Origin of the sequence: Erwinia sp. PsM31, assembly GCF_030433775.1 — a bacterium.
Classification (GTDB): Bacteria; Pseudomonadota; Gammaproteobacteria; order Enterobacterales; family Enterobacteriaceae; genus Erwinia; species Erwinia aeris.
This window is the reverse complement of the sequence record NZ_JARUWZ010000004.1, coordinates 37924-52107: the sequence shown is the minus strand read 5'-3', so window position 1 is coordinate 52107 and position 14184 is coordinate 37924. Positions and strand designations below refer to the sequence as shown.

The 14184-nt window shown below is 57.6% G+C and carries 16 protein-coding genes and 2 tRNA genes; 6 read left to right on the top strand and 12 right to left on the bottom strand.

Annotation, left to right across the window (positions count from 1 at the left end; translation table 11 throughout):
- Positions 1-71 precede the first annotated feature (71 nt).
- Positions 72-350, top strand: coding sequence for an acylphosphatase (gene yccX / locus QCD69_RS04675; RefSeq protein WP_125288677.1), 279 nt, complete (start codon positions 72-74; stop codon positions 348-350).
- A gap of 9 nt (positions 351-359) precedes the next feature.
- On the opposite strand, the gene tusE is transcribed toward yccX, so the two are convergent.
- Both tusE and yccA read right to left on the bottom strand, forming a co-directional pair.
- Positions 360-686 (bottom strand): sulfurtransferase TusE, encoded by a 327-nt coding sequence (tusE, locus tag QCD69_RS04670; RefSeq protein WP_253454664.1) that lies wholly within the window; start codon positions 684-686, stop codon positions 360-362.
- A gap of 109 nt (positions 687-795) precedes the next feature.
- On the bottom strand, positions 796-1452 hold the full coding sequence (gene yccA / locus QCD69_RS04665) for an FtsH protease modulator YccA (RefSeq protein WP_253454663.1): 657 nt from the start codon (positions 1450-1452) through the stop codon (positions 796-798).
- A 216-nt stretch (positions 1453-1668) separates the two neighbouring features.
- On the opposite strand from yccA, the gene QCD69_RS04660 reads away from it, so the two are divergent.
- The 3 genes from QCD69_RS04660 (at position 1669) to agp (ending at position 4379) form a co-directional block, all read left to right on the top strand.
- Positions 1669-1756 (top strand) — tRNA-Ser (locus QCD69_RS04660).
- A 410-nt stretch (positions 1757-2166) separates the two neighbouring features.
- A tRNA-Ser gene (locus QCD69_RS04655) sits at positions 2167-2254 on the top strand.
- A gap of 328 nt (positions 2255-2582) precedes the next feature.
- The gene (gene agp / locus QCD69_RS04650) at positions 2583-4379 is read left to right on the top strand and encodes a bifunctional glucose-1-phosphatase/inositol phosphatase (protein WP_301251189.1); all 1797 of its coding nucleotides are present in this window, start codon (positions 2583-2585) and stop codon (positions 4377-4379) included.
- Positions 4380-4477: 98 nt separating this feature from the next.
- On the opposite strand, the gene QCD69_RS04645 is transcribed toward agp, so the two are convergent.
- The 3 genes from QCD69_RS04645 to wrbA all read right to left on the bottom strand — a co-directional run bounded on the left by QCD69_RS04645 (position 4478) and on the right by wrbA (position 6851).
- Complete coding sequence (locus QCD69_RS04645) at positions 4478-5851, bottom strand: NAD-dependent succinate-semialdehyde dehydrogenase (protein WP_125288673.1); 1374 nt, start codon at positions 5849-5851, stop codon at positions 4478-4480.
- Between the two features lie 147 nt (positions 5852-5998).
- Positions 5999-6229 carry a YccJ family protein gene (locus tag QCD69_RS04640; RefSeq protein WP_253454661.1) on the bottom strand — a complete coding sequence of 77 codons (231 nt, stop codon included), beginning with the start codon at positions 6227-6229 and terminating at the stop codon, positions 5999-6001.
- A gap of 22 nt (positions 6230-6251) precedes the next feature.
- Complete coding sequence (gene wrbA, locus QCD69_RS04635; RefSeq protein WP_253454660.1) at positions 6252-6851, bottom strand: NAD(P)H:quinone oxidoreductase; 600 nt, start codon at positions 6849-6851, stop codon at positions 6252-6254.
- Between the two features lie 340 nt (positions 6852-7191).
- Here wrbA and QCD69_RS04630 point away from each other — a divergent pair, with 340 nt between their 5' ends.
- Together QCD69_RS04630 and QCD69_RS04625 are read left to right on the top strand one after the other, a co-directional pair.
- Complete coding sequence (locus QCD69_RS04630; protein WP_125288670.1) at positions 7192-7374, top strand: general stress protein; 183 nt, start codon at positions 7192-7194, stop codon at positions 7372-7374.
- A gap of 113 nt (positions 7375-7487) precedes the next feature.
- Positions 7488-8399 carry a DMT family transporter gene (locus QCD69_RS04625; RefSeq protein ID WP_301251187.1) on the top strand — a complete coding sequence of 304 codons (912 nt, stop codon included), beginning with the start codon at positions 7488-7490 and terminating at the stop codon, positions 8397-8399.
- Here the strand turns inward: QCD69_RS04625 and rutG are convergent.
- From rutG to rutA, 7 genes are read right to left on the bottom strand one after another with little or no spacing between them, the layout of a single operon-like run.
- Positions 8396-9715 carry a pyrimidine utilization transport protein G gene (rutG, locus tag QCD69_RS04620; RefSeq protein WP_301251186.1) on the bottom strand — a complete coding sequence of 440 codons (1320 nt, stop codon included), beginning with the start codon at positions 9713-9715 and terminating at the stop codon, positions 8396-8398. The genes QCD69_RS04625 and rutG overlap by 4 nt on opposite strands.
- Positions 9716-9758: 43 nt before the next feature.
- Complete coding sequence (rutF, locus tag QCD69_RS04615) at positions 9759-10283, bottom strand: NADH-dependent FMN reductase RutF (RefSeq protein ID WP_253454657.1); 525 nt, start codon at positions 10281-10283, stop codon at positions 9759-9761.
- Positions 10284-10293: 10 nt separating this feature from the next.
- Positions 10294-10884, bottom strand: a complete 591-nt coding sequence (locus QCD69_RS04610) for a malonic semialdehyde reductase (RefSeq protein WP_301251185.1) — start codon at positions 10882-10884, stop codon at positions 10294-10296.
- Positions 10869-11687, bottom strand: coding sequence for a pyrimidine utilization protein D (gene rutD, locus QCD69_RS04605; protein WP_301251184.1), 819 nt, complete (start codon positions 11685-11687; stop codon positions 10869-10871). Before rutD ends, QCD69_RS04610 begins: the two co-directional genes overlap by 16 nt.
- A gap of 10 nt (positions 11688-11697) precedes the next feature.
- Complete coding sequence (rutC, locus tag QCD69_RS04600; RefSeq protein WP_253454654.1) at positions 11698-12084, bottom strand: pyrimidine utilization protein C; 387 nt, start codon at positions 12082-12084, stop codon at positions 11698-11700.
- A gap of 14 nt (positions 12085-12098) precedes the next feature.
- Positions 12099-12845, bottom strand: a complete 747-nt coding sequence (gene rutB, locus QCD69_RS04595) for a pyrimidine utilization protein B (protein WP_301251183.1) — start codon at positions 12843-12845, stop codon at positions 12099-12101.
- Positions 12845-13936, bottom strand: a complete 1092-nt coding sequence (rutA, locus tag QCD69_RS04590; protein WP_253454652.1) for a pyrimidine utilization protein A — start codon at positions 13934-13936, stop codon at positions 12845-12847. Before rutA ends, rutB begins: the two co-directional genes overlap by 1 nt.
- Positions 13937-14184: the final 248 nt, after the last annotated feature.

Sequence of the window (14184 nt, the reverse complement as noted above, 5' to 3'; positions counted from 1 at the left end):
ACAGTCAGAAAAACAGGCGTCATTGTCCGGTGCCTGGCCACAAAAAGCAAACTGTCTCTTCAGGGGGAAATATGACGGCAATCTGTAAACGAGCGTGGGTCCACGGCAGCGTACAGGGCGTGGGATTTCGCTATACAACCCAGCACGAAGCCCGCGCGCGCGGGCTGAATGGCTATGCCCGCAATCTTGACGATGGCAGCGTGGAGGTACTGGCCTGTGGGGAGGAAAAAGAGGTTGAGGCGCTGATTGCCTGGCTGAAGGCGGGCGGGCCGCGTTCGGCCAGGGTCGACAAAGTGCTGACGGAACCCTGTGCGCTTCAGGAGCAGCCTGCGGGTTTCACCACCGGATAAAGACCGCCGCTACAGGCATTTAGCCGGTTTAGGCAGGCCGGCAATTTTAGTTGCCTGTTTTGCCGGGCCCTTAGGGAAAAGGCGGAACAGGTAGCGGCTGTTGCCTTTCTCTTCGCCATATTTTTTCGCCATGGCTTTAACAAGCATGCGCACGGCTGGAGAAGTATTAAATTCCAGATAGAACTCCCGTACAAAGCGCACGACTTCCCAGTGGGCTTCGCTCAGCTCAATGCCTTCTTCCTCCGCCAACAGCGGAGCCAGCGCCTCGCTCCAGTCCGAAGTTTTAGTCAGATACCCCTGCGCGTCGCGCGAAATTTCTTTACCGTCAAAAAACACCGTTTTGCCTCTGTAGTGATAACCGGGATGCAGTTTACCAAAAATTTTCCGGCGCGGATGAGCAAAAAAAAGCCCCGCGCTGCGGGGCTTGTTGTCTTTGTTCAGCGCATCAGTTGCTGCGGGACATACCAAGGATACTCAGCAGGCTGACAAAAATGTTGTAGATGGAAACATACAGGCTGACGGTGGCGCGAATATAGTTGGTTTCGCCACCGTGGATGATATTGCTGGTTTCCCACAGGATAGCGCCTGAAGAAAACAGTACGAACATCACGCTAATCGCCAGATGCAGGGCAGGGATCTGCAAAAACAGATTAGCCAGAACGGCCACCAGCAGCACCACAAAACCGGCCATCATCATGCCGCCCAGGAACGACATATCCTTGCGTGTGGTCAGCACGTAGGCTGAACAGCAGAAGAACACCAGCGCGGTGCCGCCGAGCGCCAGGCCGATAACATCGCCCATGCCCGCCGACAGCAGGGTATTCAGCATCGGCCCCAGGCAATAGCCGAGAAAGCCGGTAAAGGCGAAGGCAGCCAGAATGCCGGTTGGGCTGTCCGCCAGGCGGTAAGTCAGAAACATCAGGCCATAAAAGCCAGCCAGCATAATGATTAAGCCCGGCGCGGGCAGGGCGAAGACGGTGCTGAGCGTGGCGGTGACCGCTGAAAAAGCCAGCGTCAGCCCCAGCAGAAAATAGGTGTTACGCAAAACTTTATGCGTGGCAAGCAGCGAGCTTTGCCTGGTATGAGTAACGATGCGATCCATAGAAATGCCTCTTAAGGTCATTAGATTGCAGTGAGAATAAGGACCGCGCCTGAAGGGGGGAAGACGTTTTACCCTTCTTTACTCGTTAAGGCGGCGTTTCTGTGAGCAGGCTGGCGCTAATAACAACAAAAAAACCAAAACTGGCTGTTTTTGCGGCAGTTGAATCAGGCCCTGCTTTACATCGGCGCGGAGGATGTTTATAGTTCGGGTCATTGCGGAGGGGTGGCCGAGTGGCTGAAGGCACCGGTCTTGAAAACCGGCGACGGGAAACCGTTCGAGAGTTCGAATCTCTCCTCCTCCGCCATCAAATTCAACGGGTCAGCGAAAGCTGGCCCGTTTTGCTTTGCGCGTGATATGGCATAGCTGCCTGATTTAGGATCCCTGCTTCCCCAACAGCCCAACAGCCCAACAGCCCAACAGCCCAACAGCCCAACAGCCCAACTACTCAACCACTCAACCACTCAACCACTCAACCACTCAACCACTCAACCACTCTCAACTACCTTATCTTATTACGGCATCGCTGTTAGCTATTCCAGGCCCGTTGTTGGCGGCTTTTTGAACCACTGCGGCGCATTTCCTGAGCAACCAAAAAAAAGATGTATAAAAGCGCATAAATTCAACAAAATAGCTAAAAAAATGCTTGGCAGCCTTTGGGCTTTCTCCTATACTGCGCGCCATCAGATGCACTTCAGGTGCAGATGGTAAAAGTGCGGAGGGGTGGCCGAGTGGCTGAAGGCACCGGTCTTGAAAACCGGCGACGGGAAACCGTTCGAGAGTTCGAATCTCTCCTCCTCCGCCATCAAATTTAACGGGTCGGCAATTGCCGGCCCGTTTTGCTTCCTGCTTTCTGCTTTCTGCTTTCTGCGTTCTGCTTTTTATTTTCTACCTGCTCACTGGCCCTGTTCTGCCGGACGATTATCCTGCTTACGAAAAACATCCCGTTTCTTTTCAATCTCCTGATGCGCCGTAACGGCAAAGGCGATAGTCTGCTATATTCTCAACACGAATAATGCCCGGTCCCGGCCCCATTTTGCCGTGCGGCGGCGAGCTTTTCCGACGCCCGCCTTTTGCCGGACGTATCGCTTTGCTGGCCGGGTGATTTACCCTTGGATCAATGGAAAAAACACATGATTAAAAAGTATAGTCTTTGCGCGCTGGCGGTCTGCTCGGCTCTGACCAGCCTCTCCGCTTTCGCCGCCGACGATAACTATCAGCTTGAACAGGTGTTAATGATGAGCCGCCATAATCTTCGGGCGCCGCTGGCCGACAACGGCAGCGTGCTGGCGCAGTCGACGAAGAAGAAGTGGCCGCAGTGGGACGTACCGGGCGGCCAGCTCACGACGAAAGGCGGCGTGCTGGAAGTTTATATGGGACGCTATACCCGCGAGTGGCTGGCGCAGCAAGGGTTGATCAAACAGGACCAGTGTCCGGGCAGCGATGAAATTTACGCTTATGCCAATAGCCTGCAGCGTACCGTTGCTACGGCACAGTACTTTATTACCGGCGCTTTCCCCGGCTGCGACGTCGCGGTTTCCCATCAGGATGAAATGGGAACCATGGATCCCGTCTTTAATCCGATTATTACCGACGGCAGTGAAGCCTTTAACCAGCAGGCGCTGACCGCGATGAACAGCACCGCCGAAAAGCTGACGCTGAAGCCAGCGTTCCAGCGGCTGGAAAAAATCATTGATTATAAAAACTCGCCGGCCTGCGATGGCAAAAAACAGTGCGACCTGAGCAGCACTAACCAGAACAAATTCTTTGCGGAAAACGGTAAAGAGCCAACGGTAAGCGGCCCATTGAAGGTGGGCAACTCGCTGGTTGACGCCTTTACCCTGCAATATTATGAAGGTCTGCCGACCGACCAGGTCGCCTGGGGACAGATTAAAACCCCTGAGCAGTGGAAAGAGCTGTCGGCGATCAAAAATGGCTATCAGGATACGCTGTTTACCTCGCCGCAAGTGGCGCGCGACGTAGCGGCGCCGCTGGTCGACTATATCCGCAGCCTGTTGGTGGATGAAGATAAAGCCAGTGCGCCAAAGGTGACCCTGATGGTGGGGCACGATTCCAATATCGCTTCGCTGCTGAGCGCGCTGGATTTTAAAGCCTACACGCTGCCCGGCCAGTTTGAACGTACGCCAATCGGCGGTATGATCCAGTTCCAGCGCTGGCACGACAAGAAAAACAATCAGGAGCTGGTGAAGGTGGAATACGTTTACCAGAGCAGCGATCAGCTGCGCGACGCGACGCCACTTTCTCTGGATACGCCGCCAAAACGCGTGACGCTTGAGATGAACGGCTGTAAGACCGATGCCAACGGCTTTTGCCCGTGGGATCAGTTTACTCAGGTATTGAATAAAGCCATTGCCGGTACGCCGATGGCGGCAGCCCAGGCAACAGCCGCCAGCGATAAGGCCGCAGCCGATAAAGCAGCAGCGGATAAAGCGGCGGCCGAAAAAGCGGCGCAGGCCAAAGTCTCTGCGGATAAAGCGGCAGCGGACAAAGCCGAGGCGGATAAAGCCGCGGCCGAAAAAGTAGCGAATGAAAAAGCCGCGCAGGAGAAAGCCGCCAGCGACAAAGCGGCCGCCGATAAGGCCGCAGCGGATAAAGCGGCAGCGGACAAAGCCGCGAAAGCGAAAGCCTCGGCGGAGAAAGCCGCAGCGGATAAGGCCGCCGCCGATAAAGCGGCTGCTGATAAAGCGGCAGCAAAGCAGGCGTCTGACAAAGCCGTAGCGGACAACGCCGCGGCAAAACAGGCCGCTGAGGAGAAAGCTGCGGCCAATAAAGCCGCTGCTGATAAAGCTGATGCCAAAAAGGCATCAGCTAACGCCGCGCCGGTGGATAACAACGCGGCCGATACCGCCAGCAAGCCTGCGGACGACAAAGCGGCTCCGGCAGCGCAGACGGAAAACAAATCTTCCTGACGGCGGGCGAAAAAAAGACCGGCTGATTGCCGGTCTTATCATGCTCTGTCAGAACCTGATTTCAGGCCGACGCTGTCGGCCTTTTTTACGTCTGGCGATCAGCCTTTGCTGACCACAACCAGTTTCTGGTTTACAAACTCTTTGATGCCCAGATCGGAAAGCTCGCGGCCGTAGCCTGAGCGTTTCACGCCGCCAAACGGCAGTTCTGGTGCGGTATCGCTGGCGGAGTTGATATAAACCATACCGGTTTCAATGCGCGAGGCCAAAGTTTTGCCGCGCTCGATATTGCTGGTAAAGACCGAGCCGCCAAGGCCGTAATGCGAATCGTTGGCCAGTTTCACCACTTCCTCGTCATCTTTTACCACATAGATTTGCGCAACCGGGCCGAAAAACTCTTCAAAGTAAGCCGGGTTGTCGCGGGTAATGCCGGAAAGGATTGTCGGCTCATAGAAACAGCCTTCGCCTTCTACCGCCTTGCCGCCCAGGTGCAGCTTCGCGCCTTTGGCTACCGCGTTCTCTACCTGCTTAACCAGCGTATCGCGCGCGCTGGCGGAAGAGAGTGGGCCAAGCGTGGTGCTTTTATCCAGCGGATCGCCGATCTTCACTTCGCGGAAGGCCTGAGTGAATTTTTCGATAAAGGCATCGGCCACTTTTTCCTGCACGATAAAGCGTTTAGCGGCGGTGCAAACCTGGCCGCAGTTGCTCAGACGCGCGCCAACGCCAGCCTTCACGGCTTTATCCAAATCGCAGTCGTCCAGCACTACGAAGACGTCGTTGCCGCCCAGCTCCAGCGTGGTTTTTTTCAGGTATTTACCGGCCTGCTGCGCTACGGCGCTGCCTGCGCGCTCGGAACCGGTCAGGGCCGCACCCTGAACGCGATCGTCAGCAATCAGCGAGGCGATCTGATCGTTGCTGACGAAAAGGTTAGTCCAGGCGCCTTTTGGCGCGCCGGCTTCCGTTACCAGCTCTTCAAACAGCGTGGCGCAATGCGGCACGTTGGCGGCATGTTTCGCCAGCACCGGGTTACCGGCAGCAAGGTTAGGCGCCAGCACGCGCATCAGCTGATAGTAAGGGAAGTTCCACGGCTCTACGGCCACCAGCACGCCGATTGGGTGATTTTCCACCCAGGCTTCGCCCAGATCGGTGGGATAAGAGGTTGGGGCAAGGAAACGCTCAGCGTTTTCCGCATAGTAGCGAGCAATCTTCGCACAAAGCTGCACTTCGCCACGGCTCTGCTCAATCAGTTTACCCATTTCAATACTGGCGGTTTTTGCCAGTTCGTCCACGCGGCTGTCGATCAGATCGGCCAGCTTTGCCAGCACCTGAAGGCGCGGCTGGATTGGACCTTTGGACCAGGAAGAATGATAAAGGTCGTCGGCGGTTTTCAGCGCGGCTTCCACCTGCCGATCGTCATGCTCCGGCCAGGATTTAATCAGTTCGTTATTGGCAGGATTGATGGTTTTATAGGACATGGTGGCTCCTTCTCAAGGCCGTCAGGCTAAATGGTGAGAATAAGCGTAGTAGAGGATTTATTGATTTAACAAGGCGGAAGGGTGTCAGTTTGTGCTGTGCAACGCGACGAAACAGCAGAATGCACTGCTGTTTCGTCGCAGTGGAGGTCAGACGTTTTTACGCTCGACCGGGACGTTATCCCAGGTCAGCACGTCCTGATCGGTTTTTTCAAACGCGCGGATCAGAACTTCATCATTACCCTGTTGCTCCCAAATCCCCTCGGCGAGCTTCTCATCGTAGTTCGCCACTTCAAAAATGGCTTCGGCAATTTCAGGCGAGGTGGAACGAATACTTGCCCATTCTCCCACTCGATGTTCTTTAGATTGTTGCGTAGCCATACTGTTCTCCTGTGAGTTGAGGTTATCCGTTCAGTTTTACCGCCAGTCCGGCGACATATTCACCCTGATAGCGGGCAATATTCAGTTCATCTTCGCTGGGCTGACGCGAGCCGTCACCGCCAGCGAACGTGGTGGCGCCGTAGGGCGTGCCGCCACGAACCTGTGAAATATCAAACAGCTCTTTCGCACCGTACCCAATAGGTACGATAACCATGCCGTGATGAGCAAGTGTAGTCCAGGTTGAGGTAATCGTCTGTTCCTGGCCGCCGCCGGTGCCGGTAGAAGCGAAAACGCTGGCGATTTTGCCGAACAGGGCGCCGGATGCCCAAAGGCCGCCGGTGCGGTCAAGGAAGGTGCGCATTTGTCCGGACATATTGCCAAAGCGCGTCGGCGTGCCGAACAGAATAGCGTCGTACTGCGGCAGTTCATCCGGCGTGGCTTCGGCCGCATCCTGATCGGTTTTGCCGCCGACCTGAGCAAAACGCTCAGCGTTCATGGTTTCAGGCACGCGTTTCAGGGTCACTTCCGCGCCGCTGACGCGTCGTGCGCCTTCTGCTACCGCCTTCGCCATGGTTTCCACATGTCCGTACATCGAATAGTAAAGCACTAAAATTTTAGCCATCGTTCACTCCCTGAGTAGGTGGTTTTAAACAGCGTTCGATAGAAAAGTATAGATGAGGCTGCTCCAGCTTGCAGAAACGCAAAAAGCGAGGGATAAAAACGGGTACATTCCAGAAAATGCTTAAAATAAATATTAGATTTAATAATATGATTTTCAGCAATTTTTAGCCGTAAAAGCGCCTGGTAAACCTGCTTTTTGATAAAATAATTCGCGCTTCGCGTCGATAATCTATGCTTAATAACGGGACGGTGCACAGAAAGAGCGGCCACCGTCGCCAGGGTGAAGCCACAGGCTCACCGTATGAATGCAGTATGATGGCTTAACTATTCGGAGGTAAGAAATGGCAGAACATCGTGGTGGATCTGGAAATTTCGCTGAAGACCGTAAAAGAGCATCAGAAGCAGGCCGTAAAGGCGGCAAGGCCAGCGGCGGTAATTTTAAAAATGACCCGCAGCGCGCTTCACAGGCCGGGGAAAAAGGAGGACGCAACAGCCGGGGCAGTCGTGACAAGACATCCGGTTAGTCCATCCTTACGCCGCCGGGGCCACCCGGCGGCGTGATCGTCGTTTAACTTTTTCTGATTGATTCCCACAACAACCCTTGCCACACTGCGCCAAAAATTTATACGAGCGCGCTATGTCTTTCCTTTCCCGCTACAAATTTTCCCTCAGCTCGCAGGAGCTGGTGCTGATGCTGATTACCATGGTCTGGGGCAGCACCTTTTTGGCCGTGCACCATGCCATGACCGTCAGCGGCCCTTTCTTTTTCGTTGGCCTGCGTTTTGCCACGGCGGCGCTGCTGTTGGCCCTGGTTGCGCGGAAGTCGCTGCGCGGCCTGACGCTGGCGGAATGCAGGGCCGGAGCGGCTATCGGCGTCGCTATCAGCGGCGGCTACGGCCTGCAAACCTGGGGAATGCAAACCATCGAGAGCAGCCAGTCAGCCTTTATCACCGCCCTGTATGTGCCGCTGGTGCCGCTGCTGCAGTGGCTTTTTCTGCGGCGCATGCCGGGCGTGATGGCCTGGGTCGGTATCGTGCTGGCGTTTAGCGGCCTGATGCTGCTTGCCGGGCCGAAAAGCGGCTCGCTTTCGTTCAGCGCCGGGGAAACGGCGACGCTGCTCAGCACGCTGGCTATCGCAGGCGAAATTATTTTAATCAGCGCCAGCGCGGGCAAAGTGGACGTCAAAAGAGTCACCGTTGTGCAGCTGGCAGCGGCCTCGCTTTGCTCGTTTATGCTGATGGTGCCCAACGGCGAAGCCGTACCGGCTTCTTCCCCTTATTTATGGTATAGCGCGCTGGGGCTGGGCGCGGCCAGCGCATTGATTCAGGTCACCATGAACTGGGCGCAGCGCAGCGTGTCGCCTACTCGCGCGACGGTTATCTACGCGGGTGAACCGGTTTGGGCGGGCATTGTTGGAAGGGTGGCGGGCGAGCGGTTGCCTGGCGTTGCGCTACTCGGCGGCGCGCTGATTGTCGCTGGCGTGCTGATTAGCGAGCTCAAGCTGAAAAAGCGGGCGAAGCGGCCTTCGCCCGCTGAGAGACAAAGCTAGCTTTGCTGCCTTGCCACATCGTTCAGCGCGGCGGCGCGGCGTCGGCTGAGAATAGCGTTAAGGATGATGGCGCCGAAGGTCGCCGTGCCGATCCCGCCCATGGTAAAGCTGCCAATTTTCAGCGCAAAATCGCCTGCGCCCAGCACCAGCGTAACGGCAACCATAATCAGATTGCCGTTCTGGCCCAAATCGACGTTATTCTGCACCCAGATACGCGCGCCGGCCACGGCAATCAGGCCGAATACTACGATAGACGCGCCGCCGATCACGGGTGCGGGAATGGTATGGATCAGCGCGCCGAACTTGGGCGAAAAGCCCAGCAGAATGGCGATAACCGCCGCCGCCACAAACACCAGCGTCGAATAGACTTTCGTCACCGCCATCACGCCGATATTTTCTGCATAGGTGGTCACGCCGCTGCCGCCCAGGCCGCCTGACAACATGGTCGCCAGCCCGTCGCCGACAAAGGCTCTGCCCATCCACGGATCGAGGTTTTTACCTGTCATGCCCGCAACCGCTTTAAGATGCCCCAGGTTTTCCGCTACCAGAATGATCGCCACCGGCGCGATGGTAAACATTGCCTGGCTGTTAAAAATCGGCGCGGTCGTGGTCGGCAGACCAAACCAGGGCGCGCTGGCGATAAGGCCGAAGTCCACCGGTTTACCCAGGCCGAAACCGTTGGTCAGCAGCGCATAAATCGCCCAGGCCGCTATCAGCCCAACCAGCAGCAGCAGCCGCTGCACCATGCCGCGCGTAAAGACGGCCGTCAGACCAATGCAGATCACGGTCATCACGGCTATCCAGCTGTCGAACATGGAAGAGGAGACGCTGCGAACCGCAATCGGCGCCAGGTTCAGGCCGATCGCCATCACCACCGCGCCCGTCACCACCGGCGGCATGAGTTTCTCAATCCAGCGCGTACCGACCTTCATCACCACCACGCCGATAAGCGTATACAGCAGGCCACAGGCGATAATGCCGCCCAGCGCGACGCCAAGATGCTGATTGACGCCCTGGCCGTTAAAGCCGGTGACCGCGATCACCACGCCGACAAAAGCGGCGCTGGAGCCAAGATAGCTGGGCACGCGCCCGCCGGTAATCAGAAAGAACAGCAGGGTGCCGATGCCGGACATCATCACCGAAAGGTTGGGATCGAGCCCCATCAGCAGCGGCATCAGCACCGTGGCGCCGAACATCGCGACCGCGTGCTGCAGTCCCATAATAATCGTCTGGCCCGGCGGCAGCGTTTCATCAGGGGCCACAAGGCCCGTGGCGGACACCGACTGCCGCCATTGGGGGAACCAGGAATCAGCCATCGTCTTCTCCAGAGAAGTGAATCAGTAGCCGCCGGAGCGGGGATCAGGCATCCCGCCGCGCCAGGTGGTGGTAGCCGCGATCGAACCAGATCAGGCCGTGAGTCTGGTCGTTGCAGACCAGCGCGTGGATTTCGCAGATCAACACGTCGTGCGTACCGACGCTGGCGATTTGCGTAACGTGACAGTCAAACGAGGCTACCGCGCCCGCAAGCACCGGCGAACCTGTGGTCAGGGTTGACCAGTCGGCGGCCTGGAAGCGCGCCTCCATCGGCGTTTTGCCGCCAAACAGGCCGGAGAGTTCCTCATGTCCGGCGGCCAGCGTATTAACGCAAAGCTGGCGGTTAGCGTTGAAAACCTCATAAACGGAGGCGGAGCGATTCAGGCACACCAGCAGCGTTGGCGGCGAATCGGTCACGCTGCAAACGGCGGAAGCGGTAAAACCGGCGCGTCCCGCAGGGCCGTCGGTAGTAATGATGTTGACCGCCGCGCCCAGGCGCGCCATTGCGTTGCGAAACGACTGTTTTTCCACGCCCGACACGACTTCAGGCATTAACGTATCCACAGACATAATTTTCCCCTTATACAAGCGTGCAGGCATCGGCAAAAGCCAGTCTTGGCAGCCGCGCATAGACTTTGCTCGCGTCGCCATAGCCGATATTGACTAATAAATTACTTTTCCAGCCGCTGTCGGCGAAGAAGGTGGTATCGACCATCGCCCGGTCAAAGCCGGACATCGGGCCGGTATCCAGACCGAGCGCGCGGCAGGCGCTAATCAGATAAGCCGCCTGAAGCGAACTGTTGCGAAAGGCCGTCTCCTCCGCCAGCGCCGGGCTGCTGGTAAACCAGGCTTTGGCGTCGGCATGAGGAAATAGCGTGGGCAGCTGCTCGTAAAAAGACGGATCCCAGGCGACGATAGCCGTCACCGGCGCGGTCAGGGTTTTTTCCAGATTGCCGCTGGAAAGGGCAGGCTTCAGCTTCGCTTTGCCTTCCGCGCTACGCACAAAACAGAAGCGGGCCGGGCTACAGTTGGCCGAGGTCGGCCCCATCTTGATCAAATCATAAAGTTCAGCAAGCTGCTGGTCGCTGACGGGACGATCCTGCCAGCCATTGTAGGTGCGCGCGGCGGTGAACAGCGTCGCCAGCGCGGTGGAATTCAGGGCTTCTGCCATAGCGGCTCCGGGGAAAAGTGGGCGGGCGCGGTTTCGTCCAGCCAGGTCAGTAAAAGGGCGTTAAAGGCGGCGCTTTCCGTCACGCTCATGGCATGACCGCCGCGAGGCATCGCCTCCAGCGTGGCGTTTGGCAGCGCCTCGTACAGTTTTTGCGAGCAGATCGACGGCACCAGCAGATCGTCCTGCGAACAGATCAGCAGCGCTGACTGGGTAATCTGCCCGGCCTGTTGCGTAAAGTCGCAGCTCATCAGCGCGTGCAGGCGGCGAAGCAAATTTTCAGTACCCTGAAAATGCGCGTTATGCAGCGCGTCTTCCGCTTCGATACGCGCTTCGTTTTCCGCCAGCCAGTCGGCAGGATAGAGAAACAGCGGCTGCGCGCGAACGTAAGCTTCCACGCCGACGTTCAGCAGCAGATCCTGACGAACCTGAAAGCAGCGGCGGGTATGGGCGTCAAGCCGCAGCCAGCCGTTAACGATCGCCAGCCGCGCCACGCGTTCGGGGTAGTCGAGCGCCAGCTGCATCGCCACCATGCCGCCCAGCGCGTGGCCTATAATGTCGAAGCGGACGATGTCGCGCGCCGCCAGCGCCGAGGCCAGCTCTTCGGCCATATCGCGCATGCTGTAGCCAGCGGGCAGCGTATCCGGGCTGCGTCCGGTGCCGCGCTGATCGTAAGTGACCACGCGGTACGCCTTGCGCAGTTCGGCGAGCTGCGGCTGCCAGAAGCTGCCCAGCCCGCCCAAACCGGCAGAGAGCACCAGCGTGGGCGCAGAAGGCTGCGCCAGGCCGGAAATGTCAAGATGCATGGCGCCTCCGTTAGCTGCCGATATGCGCGATTGACGCGATTTCCACCAGCGCGTCCGGCTTTACCAGCCCGCACTGAATACAGAAGCGTGCGGGTTTTTCGCCGGGGAAATAGTCGGCGTAAACCCGGTTGATCTCGCCATAGTTGCTCCAGTCGGTCAGGAATATGGAGTTAAACGTGACGTCAGCCATGGTGCCGCCTGCGGTTTCGATAACGCTTTTGATCGTCTCCAGCACGTGCCGCGTTTGTGCCGCCGCATCGCCGACGTGCACCACGTTGTTGTCCCGATCGAAAGGCAAGGTGCCGGAGACATAGACCACGCCATCGGCCAGCGTGCCGGGCACAAAAGGCGCAATGGGCACGCCGGTGCCCGGCGGAGTAATAATCGTTTTTGGCATCGTTTTCTCCTGCCTCAGGCCGTTTGTGTTTGCGCAACGCTGGCGGTTTGCAGCGCGGTGCAGAAAGTTTCTACGTTGCTTACCCAGCCAAAAAAGGTTTCGATGTTAAAAATGGCGGCCTGCTGGGCGAAAAGCGGGCCGGCCTGATAGGTGGCGTCTTCCAGCACCACGCCGAAATATTCCAGGAAAAACCCGTCGCGCAGCGTCGATTCCACGCAGACGTTGGTGGCAATGCCGGTAAAGATCAGATGGCGAATGCCGCGGCTGCGCAACATGCTGTCCAGCGGCGTATTAAAGAAGCCGCTGTAGCGCGGTTTCGGCAGCACGATATCGCCGGGCTGCGGCTGAAGCTGGTCAACCAGCTCATAGTCCCAGCCGCCTTTCGCCAGCAGCGTGCCCGCCAGCTCGGGCCGGTTGCGCATCGTTTTCAGCGCGTTGGATTTATGCCAGTTTGGCGAGCCGGGGCCGCCCGCCTCGACGTACTGGTCGTCCCAGCCGTTCTGAAACCAGATAATCTGGATCCCGGCATCCCGCGCCGCCTTCACGGCGACGGCGATTTTTTCAATAACCGGCGCGGTGGCGGAAACGTCAAACCCGGCCAGATCCAGATAGCCGCCGGTGGTGGCATAGGCATTTTGCATATCCACCACGATCAGCGCGGTCTGCTCCGGCGGGAAAGCGATGGCTTCCGGGCGCGCGGGCAGGGTAACGCTGTTTTTAGTGGCGGCGGTGGTGCAGATCACGGTTTCTTGCAGGCTCATCAGGCTACCTCTTTAGCGGACAGGGCAATATGGCTGCGGCAGGACATCAGCGGCTGAATACGCTCGCCGAAATTCTCAATTCCCTGCAGGAAATCATCGAAGGTCAGCAGCACGCCCTGGGTGCCGGGTACGGTAGCCACTTCATCCAACATGCGCGCCACGTTGGCGTAAGAACCAACCAGCGTGCCCATATTGATATTGACCGCCGAGGTAGGATCGGCCATCTGCCGCACGTTGGTATCGCTGCCGGAGCGCTTGTCCTGCTGGCTTTGCGTGGTAAGCCAGGCCAGCGCCTCTTCATCTGCGCCGTCTTTGTAGCGCTCCCATTTCTCGCGGGCAGCCTCGTCGGTTTCATCGGCGATGACCATAAACAGCACGTAGGAGCCGACGTCGCGACCGGCAAGGTCCGCTGCGCTTTTCATACGGGCGGCGGTTGGGGCAAAGGCAGTCGGCGTGTTGACGCCTTTACCGAAGCAGAAGTTGTAATCGGCATGCTGCGCGGAGAAAGCCATGCCGGCGTCGCTCTGGCCTGCGCAAATCACCTTCATCGGGCTTTGCGGCTGCGGGCTGACGCGGCAGTCGTTCATGGTAAAGAATTCGCCTTTCAGGTCGGATTTGCCGGTGCCCCATAAATCGCGCAGCACGGTGACGTATTCGGTCAGGTAGTCGTAGCGGCGCGCGAAGTAGTCGTCGCCGGGCCAGATGCCCATCTGCTCATATTCAGGCTTCTGCCAGCCGGTCACCAGGTTGACGCCGAAGCGGCCGCCGGAAATCGAATCCACGGTCGCAGCCATTCTTGCTACTATGGCGGGCGGCAGCGTCAGGGTGGCGGCCGTAGCATAAATTTCGATGCGGGAAGTCACGGCGGCCAGGCCGGCCATCAGGGTGAAGGACTCCATGTTATGGTCCCAGAACTCGGTTTTGCCGCCAAAGCCGCGCAGTTTGATCATCGACAGCGCGAAATCAAACTGATAATGCTCCGCCTTGAGAACGATAGCCTTGTTCAGTTCAAAAGTCGGCTTGTACTGCGGAGCCGTGGTAGAGATCAACCAGCCGTTGTTGCCGATAGGGATAAAAACACCAACTTTCATGGGAATACCTCATAGTTAACGGTGACGGTCCGCGCTGCGTTGCTTCCCTGCTCCCTGTTGAGCGGCGCAAAAGAAAGATTGCAAAGGCTGTGCCACTTTATAAAAAAGGCTATGATTCAATCAGTTGAGATATTTGTGTTAAAATGTTGTGGAGCATATGGTCCGAAACAGACCATTTGGTAAAAATTCATGCACAAAAAGCAGGCGGACGTGAGCGAAAAAAGTGCACGGTGGCAAGACGCCCGCCG

What these genes read in the sequence shown, in the direction of transcription:
- yccA (WP_253454663.1), bottom strand. Translation starts at nt 1,452, where the DNA reads ATGGATCGCATCGTTACTCATACCAGGCAAAGCTCGCTGCTTGCCACG.
- rutG (WP_301251186.1), bottom strand. Translation starts at nt 9,715, where the DNA reads ATGGCTGATTCCTGGTTCCCCCAATGGCGGCAGTCGGTGTCCGCCACG.
- wrbA (WP_253454660.1), bottom strand. Translation starts at nt 6,851, where the DNA reads ATGGCTAAAATTTTAGTGCTTTACTATTCGATGTACGGACATGTGGAA.
- agp (WP_301251189.1), top strand. Translation starts at nt 2,583, where the DNA reads ATGATTAAAAAGTATAGTCTTTGCGCGCTGGCGGTCTGCTCGGCTCTG.
- rutF (WP_253454657.1), bottom strand. Translation starts at nt 10,283, where the DNA reads ATGTCTGTGGATACGTTAATGCCTGAAGTCGTGTCGGGCGTGGAAAAA.
- QCD69_RS04610 (WP_301251185.1), bottom strand. Translation starts at nt 10,884, where the DNA reads ATGGCAGAAGCCCTGAATTCCACCGCGCTGGCGACGCTGTTCACCGCC.
- rutD (WP_301251184.1), bottom strand. Translation starts at nt 11,687, where the DNA reads ATGCATCTTGACATTTCCGGCCTGGCGCAGCCTTCTGCGCCCACGCTG.
- rutB (WP_301251183.1), bottom strand. Translation starts at nt 12,845, where the DNA reads ATGAGCCTGCAAGAAACCGTGATCTGCACCACCGCCGCCACTAAAAAC.
- yccX (WP_125288677.1), top strand. Translation starts at nt 72, where the DNA reads ATGACGGCAATCTGTAAACGAGCGTGGGTCCACGGCAGCGTACAGGGC.
- QCD69_RS04630 (WP_125288670.1), top strand. Translation starts at nt 7,192, where the DNA reads ATGGCAGAACATCGTGGTGGATCTGGAAATTTCGCTGAAGACCGTAAA.
- QCD69_RS04645 (WP_125288673.1), bottom strand. Translation starts at nt 5,851, where the DNA reads ATGTCCTATAAAACCATCAATCCTGCCAATAACGAACTGATTAAATCC.
- rutA (WP_253454652.1), bottom strand. Translation starts at nt 13,936, where the DNA reads ATGAAAGTTGGTGTTTTTATCCCTATCGGCAACAACGGCTGGTTGATC.
- QCD69_RS04640 (WP_253454661.1), bottom strand. Translation starts at nt 6,229, where the DNA reads ATGGCTACGCAACAATCTAAAGAACATCGAGTGGGAGAATGGGCAAGT.
- rutC (WP_253454654.1), bottom strand. Translation starts at nt 12,084, where the DNA reads ATGCCAAAAACGATTATTACTCCGCCGGGCACCGGCGTGCCCATTGCG.
- QCD69_RS04625 (WP_301251187.1), top strand. Translation starts at nt 7,488, where the DNA reads ATGTCTTTCCTTTCCCGCTACAAATTTTCCCTCAGCTCGCAGGAGCTG.